Origin of the sequence: Corallococcus exercitus, from assembly GCF_003611585.1 — a bacterium.
Taxonomy (GTDB): Bacteria; Myxococcota; Myxococcia; order Myxococcales; family Myxococcaceae; genus Corallococcus; species Corallococcus exercitus.
Genome location: NZ_RAVW01000329.1, coordinates 1 through 11,209, shown reverse-complemented (window position 1 = coordinate 11,209; position 11,209 = coordinate 1). Strand labels below are relative to the sequence as shown.

Below are 11,209 nucleotides of genomic sequence, written 5' to 3'. Positions count from 1 at the left end.
GGGGCCTTATCGTCGGCAGCGTCAGATGGGTATAAGAGACAGTCGGGGGGGCGCGTTGACACGGCGGGCGCGCACATGCGCAGAGCCGCCGGGGCGAGTCAAACGGCGTGGCGCCGCCCCGGAAGCCCTCCTGCTCGCTCCAATGTGCGCGGTGCTCGGGGAATCCCTGGCGTGACGCATCTGATACAGCGGGTGCAACACGGGAGGACGCATGGCGCGCAAGCAACGGACGCCGCGATGGCTGGAGGCGGCGAGGCGCAGGGGACCGGAGACTCCGGCGGGCCCGGGCGCGGACTGGCTGGCGCGAGCCCTGGGCCGGGCGGGCGTGATGCCCCGGGTCGAAGCCGAGCAGGCCATTCGTGACGGCCGCGTGGAGGTGGACGGCCGGGTGGAGCGCGAGCCGTTCTCGCCGGTCGGGGAGGGGACGCGGGTGCGCGTGGACGGCGTGGAGCACGCGCTGTCACGTCAGGTGCGCGTGTTGATGTTCCACAAGCCCGCGGGGCCGGTGGTGCACGGCTCGGATCCCGAGGGCGTGGGCACCGTCTTCGAACGGCTGCGAGCGGTGTTGCCACCGGAGCTTCAGGGCTTCGAGTGGTACGCGGTGGGCCGGTTGGACCGGGACACCACCGGGCTCTTGCTCTTCACCAACGACGAACGGCTGGTGCGGCACGCGACAGCGCCGGAGACGCACCTGCCCAAGCGGTACGTGGCGCGCGTGGAGGGACAGCCCACGGAGGCGGCGCTGGCGCGGCTGCGAGAGGGATTGACGCTGGAAGACGGCCCCACGCGTCCGGCGGAGGCCGTGCTCCGGGCGCCTGACGTGGTGGCGCTCACGCTCACGGAAGGGAGGCACCACCAGGTGAAGCGGATGCTCGCGGCGGTGGGGCACCCGGTGCTCACGCTGCACCGTGAAGCGGTGGGGCGGGTGGTGCTGGACGTGGCGGAAGGGGCCTTCCGCGAGCTGACGGAGGTGGAGGTGGCGCAGGGGCTGGGGTTCCAGCCCGGTGCGGATTAGCGGCCGAGGTTCTTGATCAGCTCCCGCGCTCTCGCGGGGTTCGCCATGTTCCTGGGGGACATCAGCATGTACCGGTCGTGGGCGCGCTTGGCCTTGGCCTTGTTGCCGGTCAGGGTGTAGGCGGTCTCCAATCCCAGCCAGGCCCGCCGGGTGCTGGGATTGTTCCGCGTGACGTCCTCCAGCAGCTTCACGGCCTGCTTGCGGTCGGCCGGGGTGCCGGGCTTGAGCTGGATGAGCGTCAGGCCCAGCTCCAGCTTGGTATCGAGCGAGCCCGGCTTCATGGCCAGCGCGTTGCGGTACGCGGCGGCGGCCTCCGGGAACTTCTCGTCCCGGAAGGCCGTGCGGCCGGTCTCCATCATGTCAGCGAAGGTCTCCGGCTTCACGATCCGGCCCGATGCCGACGAGAGGGCCTGCGCGTCGTCCAGGATTTGCACCACCTTCGAGCGGCTGGGATGCGTGCCAGGGGCGTACTCCAGGAAGCGCTGGTAGTGCGTCACGCTGCTGCGGCTGTCATTGAGCCGCGCGTACAGCACCCCCAGCAGGAGCTGGCATTCCCCTTCGCGGGGGAACCGCGTCTCGCATTGATGCGCCAGGTCCACGGCCTCCTGGAGTCCTCCCTGCTGCATCCGCTCCTGGATGCGGTCCTGATAGTCGGTCAGGGACAAGGCGGCTTCCGGAAGCGGGGTCGCGGGCGGAGAGATGGGGACGGCGACCGCGGGAGGTGGCCGTGCGTCGTCGGGACGGGAGGCGATCGCGGCGGGCGGAGGCTCGATGGGACGCGAGGCGCCGGGGTGCTCGGAAGGCACCTCGGGGGAGGTGAGGAGCCAGAGGCAGCTGGCCCCGATGGCGAGCCCCGTGGAGCCCAGGCCCAGCATCCACTTCTTCGACACAGCGGGCGCCAGCGCGGCAGGAGTCTCCTCCTCCACCACGTCGAGACCGGCTTCGGAGAGAGGGATTCTGCCGGTGTGGAGCAGCGGCCTGGGACGCGTGGGCTTCTTCGCGAGTGCCGAAGGCTGCTCGCCCCAGGACGCCAGCTCGTCTTGAAAGGACCCCGGGATGGACAGTTCGCGGCCGTGCGACAGCAGGTCCTCACGGAACAGCATCCGCAGCAGGTGCGCCAGGCTCAGCGAGGACACACCCGGGTGGTTCGCGTACAGGAACCCCGCGAGGGCCTCCGCGAAGGCATGACTGGATTCGAAGCGCTGGGAGCGCTCCGGATGCAAGGCCTTGAGGATGACGCGCTGGAGCGCTTCCGGCAGGTCCGGGCGTGACTCACTCAGCGGCGGGAACTCGCCGCGCGCGAGGCGCATCATCACGGCCTGGGGCGGCCCGTCCAGGGGCAGCCGCCCGCAGAGCAGCTCATACAGCACGACGCCGGTGGACCAGACATCCGTGCGCGCATCCACTTCCTCTCCGCGCGCCTGCTCTGGAGAGAAGAAGAGGTACTTGCCCTTCACCACCCCGGGTTCGGTCTTGAGGTCCCGGATGAGCTGCGCCTTCGCGATGCCGAAGTCGACGATCTTGACCTGGCCCTCGTAGCTGACGAGCACGTTGTCGGGAGAGATGTCCCGGTGGACGATGCCCAGCGCCTGTCCACGGTCGTCCGTGCGCGTGTGTGCGTAGTGCAGGCCCCGGCACATCTCCATCGCGATGAGGACGGCGATGGGCACGGGCAGGGCCGCCATGCCGCTCTTCATCGCGCGCTTGAGGACGCGGTGCAGCGGCTGGCCGTCCACGAACTCCATGGCCAGGAAGTACCCGCCGTCCGCGCGGCCGAAATCGTAGACTTGGGCGACGTTGCCATGGGACAGCGTGGCGGAGATGCGCGCCTCGCTGATGAACATGGAGATGAAGGCCTCGTCGTTGGTGTACTCCGGCAGGACTTTCTTGATGAGGACGGGCTTGGTGACGCCGGCATCGCCTACCAGCTGGGCGCGCCACGTCTCCGCCATGCCGCCCTGGCCCAGCCAGGACACCAGCTCATACCGCCCGAAGGCGTCCCCCGCTTGTAGTGCCATGGGGCGGGCATCCTATGCGCGAATGCGCCGGGTCATGGCAATGAATGACGGTACTGCCCCGGCCCGCGAGGTGGCGGGCCGGGTGGGTGTCTGGCTCAGTCCACGGCGCAGATGTTGCGCACGCAGCAGGCCCAACAAACCTCGTGGCTCTGTCCGTTGCTCTCACAGGCGTAGACGCACGCGGCCATCTCCGGCGTGATGCTCGGCACCGGCGCATCCTTGGACGGGCTGGACGCGCTGGCGGAGGCGCCTCCGAGGACAAGGCCAAACAGGAACACGCTGGTGGTGATCAGCTTTCTCTTCATGGTGGGATCCTTTGGAAGAGTGCCCGAGGGGTGGGCGTGACGTCAGCGTACGCCTGGCTGCGATGCCTTCCCATGAGGGCTGGGAAGAGCAGGTGCGGATTTCAACAGTCGCCGGTCATGGATGGCAAACGCAGTCCAGTCAGATTGGATTATTGGTGTGACTGCCTGCCCAGGATTTCGATGGCGCGGTCTCTCTTTGAGATGGCCCTCTATCGCCTGCCTGGAGTGTCATTGGGCGCCTGGAGCTCCTGCTGAAGAAGATACGGCTTACTCGGAGGCGGAACTACTGGTTGGCAATGTGCGACTGGAGGCATTACTCAGGATTTCAATGACGCGCGCTCTCTTGGGGTGGTCTTGAGGGGCGAGTGTGAGAAATCTTTCGTAAGACTGCTCGCTCAACTGGGAATCCCCGCGCTTGGCGTAGAGGACACCGAGCATGAGATGGCATTCGTACTCCCTGGGGTCTCTGTCCACGCAGGCTTGTGCCACCTTCAGAGCATCTCCTGTGCGCCCTTCCTTGTTGAGTGTGTTGACGGCTTGTCTTATTTCGTTGATGTCTTTTGGGAGTGGCGCTCGGGCGGAGTTTCTTGATGAAGGGGATTGGGTTGAAGGAGAGGTGGATGGCTGGATCGTATAGGATAGTCTTGATTTGATGAATTTCGATGCGAGCAGGCAGTTTGGACTGTCGGGGTGTAATTCATAGCAGCGCCTTTCCAGGGCGAGTGCGTCTGGAAATCTGCCCTGCGTGGCGGCAATCATGATGGAGCGTTTCAGCTCAAGTGCTGCGGCAGCGTCTTTTTCGGAGAGGGAGGGTGTTTTGTCGGTGCCGGCAATCTGTGCTGTCGCTTGGGATTCCACCTGCTCTGGCTTCTTGTCTTCAAGCTGGCCAGGGTTCGTCGCAGGCAAGGCAGTGGGTCGCTGAATGGGCGTGGGCGGTGGGGCTCCCACGGTTGCCCCCTGCGAATGCGCATCCAGCAGCAGCCACAGGCTCGCACCCACGGCCAGCAGTCCTCCCGCGCTCAACCCGTAGAACAGCGGGCGCGAGGCTCCAGGGGACGCCATGATGGAGCGGGGCTGGGTGGTCTCCGTGACATGCGTGCTGACCGGCCGGAGGCGCCGGGTCTGGCGCTCGGTGGAGGGCGGCGGCGTCACCGGCTCCTCGGGCGCGGCCTGCTCGCGCCAGGCCTTCAATTCCTCCAGGAAGGAGCCCGGCACGGAAAGCTCGCGGCCCTCCTGCGCCAGGTCGCCCCGGAACAACACGCGCAGCAGGTGCGCGATGGTCATGGAGGAGAAGCGCGGGAAGCTCGAATACAGGAACCCCGCCAGCGCATCCCCGAACGCGTGGCTGGACTCGAAGCGCTGCTCCCGGTCCGGCGTCAGCGCCTTCATCACGATGTCATTCAATTCCTGCGGAAGCTCCGGCCGGAGCACGCTCGGTGCCGGAATCTCCCCGCGCGCCACGCGCATCATCACCACGTGCGGCGGCCCTTCCACCGGCAGCTTGCCGCAGAGCAATTCATACAGCACGACGCCGGTGGCCCAGACGTCCGTGCGCGCATCCACGTCTTCCCCACGGGCCTGCTCCGGGGAGAAGAAGAGGTACTTGCCCTTCACCACGCCCGGCGCCGTCTTGAATCCGCGGATGAGCTGCGCCTTCGCGATGCCGAAGTCGACGATCTTGACCTGACCCTCGTAGCCCAGCAGCACGTTGTCCGGAGAGATGTCCCGGTGGACGATGCCCAATGGCTGGCCACGGCTGTCCGTGCGCGTGTGCGCGTAGTGCAGCCCCCGGCACATCTCCATCGCGATGAAGACGGCGACCGGAATGGGCAGTGCGGCCAGTTCGCTCTTCATCGCGCGCTTGAGGACGCGATGCAGCGGCTGGCCATCCACGAACTCCATGGCCAGGAAATACTCACCGTCCACCCGGCCGAAATCGTAGACCTGCGCGACATTGCCATGCGACAGCGTGGCGGAGATGCGTGCCTCGCTGATGAACATGGAGATGAAGGCTTCGTCGTTGGCGTACTCGGGCAGGACCTTCTTGATGAGCACGGGTTTGGTGACGCCCGCGTCGCCTACGAGTTGGGCACGCCACGTCTCCGCCATGCCGCCCCGGCCCAGCCAGGACACCAGCTCATACCGCCCGAAGACGTCGCCCGCTTGGAGTGCCATGGGGCGCACATTCTAAACCCAGATTCCAGGGATGGCAGAATCACGGCTGCCTTTCTGCCTGCCTGACCGCTCTGGATGTCAGCGAGTGGAAATCGCTGACCGCTCAATCCGTGGCGCCGGTCTTTCCCAGCACCTCCATGACGCGCGCCCTGCGCGGATGGTCCGTGGGGGCGAGCTTCAGGAAGGTCTCGTAGTGCTGCGTGCTCTCACGCGGATGGTTGAGCTTCGCGTGGACGTCCCCGAGCATGAGGTGACATTCCGGCACGCCTGGATTGTTCTTCGCGCAGTCATTGGCGGCTTCCAGGGCCGCGTCGTAGTCCTTGCTCTGGAGCAGGCCGGAGAACTGCTGCTGCTTCGTCTTCACGAGCGAGGTGACCTTCTGCTGCACCTCCTGCCGCTTGGAGTCGAGCAGCCCCAGGACGCCCTTCTTGGGCGCGGGAGCACTCTCCGCGACGGCGGGTGGCGGTTCCTGGACGGCGCTGGCCGCGACGACCGTGGGCGGTGCGGGTTCCTCGATGACGGGGACCGGCTTCGGCTCCTCGGCCTGGACGCGCTGGGTGGCGCGGACGGCCCGGGCGGACGGCTTCCGGGTGGAGTGCGCGGGCCTCGTGGGCTCTGGCTCCTCGAGGTGTTCCGCGGGAGCGGGAGCCGCCGCCATCTCCGCGGGTTCCTCCACGGGGCTCGGCGCGGGAGGCTCGACCTTCGGGGCGGGCGCTTCGACGGCGACCGGCTTCGGCGCGGGCATTTCGACCGCGACCCTCTGCGCGACCGGCGGTGCGACGGGCGCCGGTGCGCGGGCGTCCATCAGGAACCACAGACTGGCTCCCGCCACGGCCAGGCCTCCCACCGCGCTCGCGCCGTAGAGCGCCTTGCGCGAGCGGCCTGTCGGAATCGTGGGCGCGTCGGATTGGGTCGTCTCGGTGGGCGGCGGCTTCGCGACGGCGCGTACCATCCGCCGGGTCTGGACCTGCTCCGGCGGCGGGGCATCCAGCAGCTTCGTGAGCGCGGGCACTCCCCAGCGCTTCACCTCCTCGCGGAAGTCACCGGGCACGGACAGCTCCCGGCCCTCGTGGGTCAGGTCCGCGCGGAACAGCACCCGCAGCAGGTTCGCGAGGCTCAGCGAGGAGAAGCGCGGGTAGTGGGCATGGAGGAAGCCCGCCAGCGCGTCCCCGAAGGCATGGCTGGATTCGAAGCGCCGCTTCCGGTCCGGAGCCAGCGCCTTCATCACGAGGTCGTTCAGCTCCTTCGGCAGGTCCGGACGGAGCGTCGTGGGCGCGGGGAGCTGTCCATGGGCGATCTTCATCATCACCGTCTGGGGCGGCCCCTCCACCGGCAGCTTCGCGCACAGCAGCTCGTACAACACGATGCCCGTGGCCCAGACGTCCGTGCGTGCATCCACCTCTTCGCCGCGCGCCTGCTCCGGGGAGAAGAAGAGGTACTTGCCCTTCACCACCCCGGGCTCCGTCTTGAAGCCGCGCAAGAGCTGCGCCTTCGCGATGCCGAAGTCGACGATCTTGACCTGGCCCTCGTAGCTGACGAGCACGTTGTCCGGAGAGATATCCCGGTGGACGATGCCCAGGGGCTTCCCGCTGCCGTCCGTGCGCGTGTGCGCGTAGTGCAGGCCCCGGCACATCTCCATCGCGATGAAGACCGCGACCGGAACGGGCAGCGCGCCCAGGCCCGCCTTCAGCGCGCGTTTGAGCACCTTGTCGAGCGGCTTGCCGTCGACGAACTCCATGGCCAGGAAGTACTCGTCCTCCACCTGCCCGAAGTCGAAGACCTGCGCGACGTTGCCGTGCGAGAGCGTGGCGGAGATACGCGCCTCGCTGATGAACATCGAGATGAAGGCCTCGTCGTCCGCGTACTCGGGGAGGACCTTCTTGATGAGCACGGACTTGGTGACGCCCGCGGCCCCCATCAACTGGGCGCGCCACGTCTCCGCCATCCCGCCCCGGCCCAGCCAGGACACCAACTCATACCGTCCGAAGGTATCTCCGGCTTGCAGTTCCATATGGGGCGCGCATCCTAGCCGGAACGCGGAAAACGCCGAACGCCGGCTCCCTGCCTGCCTGGTTCACGAGTGGGGACGCCCCCGTCACGGGGACGGCTTCGCGGCACCGGCGGCCAGCGTGACGTACAGGTGGCCCAGCTCCGTCAGCTCCCCGGAGGCGCCCAGCAGGTTGATGGAGGGGATCTCGTTGTTGCGTCCGGAGAACCACGCGTAGCGCTCGATGGCGGGCTCCGTCTCCAGATAGCCAATGGCATCCACCATGTACTGCTTCTGCACGTCCACGGTGATTTCGTCATGGGGCCGGTCGCCGCACGCGAACTCCGTCAGCCAGAGGGGCTTGTTGTACTTCTTGAACTGCCCCACGTACCACTTGAGCGCCCCCACGTCGCACGCGTACCAGTGGATGGCGATGGCATCCACCTGGCAGTTCGCGCAGGCCTTGAAGAAGGCATCCAGGTACACCACCGGGTCGGTGAAGGTGACGCCGTCCTCCGACACGCAGTCGCCGCAGTAGTTCACCGCCGGGGACACCAGCTTGAGCCCCTTGCGGCGGGCGACCTCCTCCAGCACGGGCCACAGCGCCGCGGCCTGGCGGGGCGTCTTGTTCGCCTGGGATTTGAAGTTGGGCTCGTTGAAGCCCAGCAGGTATCGAGCGCCCGCCGGGATCTCCGACTCCAGCTGGGCCACCGTGGGCGTGCCGCCCCAGGCCATGGGCACGAAGGAGACGTTCTGGGAGACGTAGACGCTGGCGGCGCCGGCTTCCGGGCGGGGCGACCAGTTGTACCACCAGCTCATCCCGGGGGAGAGCGCCTTCAGGTCCTCCGCCGAGTGATAGCCATACCCGAGCCCCCGCTTCGCGCTCTTCGTCTCCGCGGGCTTCGGGTCGTCTGTCTGGGATTGCGCCCCAGCCGCCGGGTCGCACGCCAGCAGCGGTGACAGCAGGACGACGGCCAGGGGCAGCGCGAGGAGGGCGCGAGTCATGGCGCGACTCTACGCCCGATGCCTCAAGGCGCCAGCCGGGGCACGAGCCGGGGCTCGCCCACCTCACGCCACCACGGCGTCACGCCCTCCACGCGCGAGGGCTCCAGGCTCCGGCCCAGGCCCGGCGTGAAGAGGCGCACCTGCTGCTCCGTGGCCAGCCGCACCAGCGTCTCCGCGGGCTCGTCCCAGGCGTGCAGCGCCAGGTTGAAGGTGCCCCAGTGCACCGGCATCAGCGTGCCGCCGCCCAGCATCGCGTGCGCCTTGAGCGCGTTCTCCGGGCCCAGGTGGATGCCGCCCCAGCTCGGGTGGAACGCGCCCACCTCCAGCATCACCAGGTCGAAGGGGCCGCATCGCCGGCCAATCTCCTCGAACTCCGTCGTGAGGCCGGTGTCGCCGCTGAAGAACAGCCGGTGCTTGTCCGTGGTGAGCACCCACGACGCCCACAGCGTCGTGTTGCGGTCGCCCAGGCCGCGGCCGGAGAAGTGCTGCGAGGGCGCCGCGCGAAACGCCACCGGGCCCACGCGGTGCTCCTCCCACCAGTCCAGCTCTGTAATCAGTTCCGGCGCCACGCCGAAGGCCTCCAGGTGGCGGCCCACGCCCAGCGCGGTGACGAAGGGCACCCGCCGCTTCGCCAGCGCCTGGATGGTGCCGCGGCACAGGTGGTCGTAGTGGTCGTGCGACACCAGCACCGCGTCCAGGTCCGGCAGCGCGTCCACCGGCACGGGCGTGGCGTGGAAGCGCTTCGGGCCCGCGAAGGACACGGGCGAGGCGCGGTCGCCGAAGACGGGGTCGGTGAGCACGCGCGCTCCGTCCACCTCCAGCAGCATCGTGCTGTGCCCCAGCCAGGTGACGCGCAGGCCGGTGTCCGGCGCGCGGGCCCAGGTGCCGCGCGGGTCGTCCACCGGCAGCGGTGCGGGCGGCGTGCGCTGCGTGCCGCCGAAGAAGTACTCGCCCAGCAGGGGCAGCGGGTTGCCCTGGAGGCCGGGCCCCACGGGGGCGGTGTTGCGGAAACCCTGGCCCTCGAACTGACGGGAGGCCCGGCTGCGTTCAAGGCGGAGTCCCGCGCGGCGCGCGCTGTCACTGACGGTGGGCATGCGCGGGTGTCTAACACCCACGCGTCCACCGGGCACGGTCACCCGCCTGGAGACCAGTCGGGGGGCCGTCCCCGCGTCCGGCACCGGGCCGGGGCGGGGAGGCGGGAAAGTGCCTACAGGGCGTCTTCCGGCGCCACGCAGGTGTTGCTGAGCGCGCTGGACCACAGCTGCGCGTTCAGCGTGTCGTCATAGGCGCTGAAGTAGACGCGGCTGCCCTGGCGGAAGAACTCGCGCGGGTAGGAGGAGCCCCCCTGCGCCGGCGCGGCGATGTTCTTGAGGAGGCGCGTCCCGGACGGCGTGCCGTTGCTCACCCAGGGCTCGATGCCCGTCGCGGGGTCGTAGGCGCTGAAGAAGACCAGGTTGTCCGCCGCCGCGTACACCGGCGAGCCGTACTCGTCCGACAGGCTCAGCGGCCGGCGCAGCAGGGTGGTGCCCCCGGCGGTGCCGTTCGTCACCCACAGCTGGGTGTCGCGCGGCGCCGGGCCGTTGCTGCCGATGTTCACGGCGAAGTACAGCTTCCTGCCCCCCGGCGCCTGGCTCACGTCGCCGATGCTGGGGAACGCCTCGCCCTGCGACGCGTAGTCGTTGGGCAGGGTGAAGACGGGCTCCGGGTTTCCGCCCGCGAGCGGCACGCGGTAGAGCACCATGTACTGGGTGCTGAAGCTGGTCGTCGTGACGTACGCGTACGCGCCCAGCGCGCCCAGCACCTGCATGGCGCGCGTGGAACCGAACGACGCCAGCCGCAGGGTGCCGCCCGCCGTGCCATCCGACTTCCACAGCTCCGACAGGCCGGTGCTCTCGTCCAGCTTGAAGAGGGTGAGCGCGCCGGAGGTGCGCACGTCGTTCGGGAAGGTGTTGGGGCCCGCGTCCAGCCGCTTCAGCTGCACGGTGCCCGCGGAGGTGCCGTCCGTGCGCCACAGGGCGATGCCGCCCTCCAGTTCCCGCACGAAGAACAGCAGCGCGTTGCCTGGCTTCGCGTCCAGGTAGCTCACGTCCACGGTGGTGCCGAAGTCGCGCAGGCGCACCGTGCCCGCGGTGGTGCCGTCCGACTTCCACAGCTCGTAGCGCGTGGTGAAGACGGTGGTGTCGAACACCTCCCGGAAGAACACGAGGGTGGAGCCGGTCGCCGTCAGGTGCGTGAGGTACGAGTCCTCCACGCCCGGCGTCACGTCCTTCACCAGGCGGGTGCCCGCCGTCGTCCCGTCACTCACCCACAGCTCGCTGCCGTGCGCCGCGTCCGGCGCCTGGAAGAAGAGCTGCGTCGGCGTGGCGGCAAGCTGTGACAGGAGCGGCGTGCTGCTGCCCGACGTCGCCGGGAAGCCCTTCACCTCCGTGGTGCCCGCGTCCGTGCCGGTGCTCCGCCACAGGCCGCGGCGGCCGTCCTCGAAGTTCACCGCGAAGTGCAGCGTCCCCTTGAAGTCCACGAAGCCGCCCGGCCCCATCGCGAAGCGCGGGATGCCCAGCTCCGAAGGGGGGAGGATGGTCTTCACCCGCTGGGTGCCCGCGCTGGTGGGAAGGCAGAGGGCCTCCGCCGTCACTTCCGGCGCCGAGGTAGGCTCCTGTGCGAGGCCGGCTTCCGTCCCGTCCTCGGGAAGCGCCCCGCCGCAGCC

The 11,209-nt window shown here is 68.8% G+C and carries 8 protein-coding genes; 1 reads left to right on the top strand and 7 read right to left on the bottom strand.

Translation table 11 applies throughout. The annotated features are described in order from the left end of the window. The first annotated feature begins 211 nt into the window (after positions 1–211). Entirely contained in the window at positions 212–1,015 is an 804-nt protein-coding gene (locus tag D7W79_RS30755) for a pseudouridine synthase (protein ID WP_120528939.1), read from the top strand. On the opposite strand, the gene D7W79_RS30750 is transcribed toward D7W79_RS30755, so the two are convergent. The 7 genes from D7W79_RS30750 to D7W79_RS30715 form a co-directional block, all read right to left on the bottom strand. Beyond that, complete coding sequence (locus D7W79_RS30750; RefSeq protein WP_120528938.1) at positions 1,012–3,033, bottom strand: serine/threonine protein kinase; 2,022 nt, start codon at positions 3,031–3,033, stop codon at positions 1,012–1,014. The genes D7W79_RS30755 and D7W79_RS30750 overlap by 4 nt on opposite strands. 95 nt (positions 3,034–3,128) lie before the next feature. Beyond that, positions 3,129–3,338, bottom strand: a complete 210-nt coding sequence (locus D7W79_RS30745; RefSeq protein ID WP_120528937.1) for a hypothetical protein — start codon at positions 3,336–3,338, stop codon at positions 3,129–3,131. A gap of 267 nt (positions 3,339–3,605) precedes the next feature. Beyond that, positions 3,606–5,513 carry a serine/threonine protein kinase gene (locus D7W79_RS30735; protein ID WP_208729883.1) on the bottom strand — a complete coding sequence of 636 codons (1,908 nt, stop codon included), beginning with the start codon at positions 5,511–5,513 and terminating at the stop codon, positions 3,606–3,608. A gap of 103 nt (positions 5,514–5,616) precedes the next feature. Beyond that, on the bottom strand, positions 5,617–7,524 hold the full coding sequence (locus tag D7W79_RS30730) for a serine/threonine-protein kinase (protein ID WP_120528935.1): 1,908 nt from the start codon (positions 7,522–7,524) through the stop codon (positions 5,617–5,619). 84 nt (positions 7,525–7,608) lie between these two features. Further along, a complete protein-coding gene (locus tag D7W79_RS30725; RefSeq protein ID WP_120528934.1) occupies positions 7,609–8,505 on the bottom strand; it encodes a glycoside hydrolase family protein in 897 nt (298 codons plus the stop codon). 23 nt (positions 8,506–8,528) lie between these two features. Then, the gene (locus D7W79_RS30720; RefSeq protein WP_120528933.1) at positions 8,529–9,599 is read right to left on the bottom strand and encodes an MBL fold metallo-hydrolase; all 1,071 of its coding nucleotides are present in this window, start codon (positions 9,597–9,599) and stop codon (positions 8,529–8,531) included. Between the two features lie 113 nt (positions 9,600–9,712). After that, on the bottom strand, positions 9,713–11,209 hold a 1,497-nt coding region (locus tag D7W79_RS30715; protein WP_120528932.1), incomplete at its 5' end, for an ELWxxDGT repeat protein.

What these genes read in the sequence shown, in the direction of transcription:
- D7W79_RS30750 (WP_120528938.1), bottom strand. Translation starts at nt 3,033, where the DNA reads ATGGCACTACAAGCGGGGGACGCCTTCGGGCGGTATGAGCTGGTGTCC.
- D7W79_RS30755 (WP_120528939.1), top strand. Translation starts at nt 212, where the DNA reads ATGGCGCGCAAGCAACGGACGCCGCGATGGCTGGAGGCGGCGAGGCGC.
- D7W79_RS30745 (WP_120528937.1), bottom strand. Translation starts at nt 3,338, where the DNA reads ATGAAGAGAAAGCTGATCACCACCAGCGTGTTCCTGTTTGGCCTTGTC.
- D7W79_RS30720 (WP_120528933.1), bottom strand. Translation starts at nt 9,599, where the DNA reads ATGCCCACCGTCAGTGACAGCGCGCGCCGCGCGGGACTCCGCCTTGAA.
- D7W79_RS30725 (WP_120528934.1), bottom strand. Translation starts at nt 8,505, where the DNA reads ATGACTCGCGCCCTCCTCGCGCTGCCCCTGGCCGTCGTCCTGCTGTCA.
- D7W79_RS30730 (WP_120528935.1), bottom strand. Translation starts at nt 7,524, where the DNA reads ATGGAACTGCAAGCCGGAGATACCTTCGGACGGTATGAGTTGGTGTCC.
- D7W79_RS30735 (WP_208729883.1), bottom strand. Translation starts at nt 5,513, where the DNA reads ATGGCACTCCAAGCGGGCGACGTCTTCGGGCGGTATGAGCTGGTGTCC.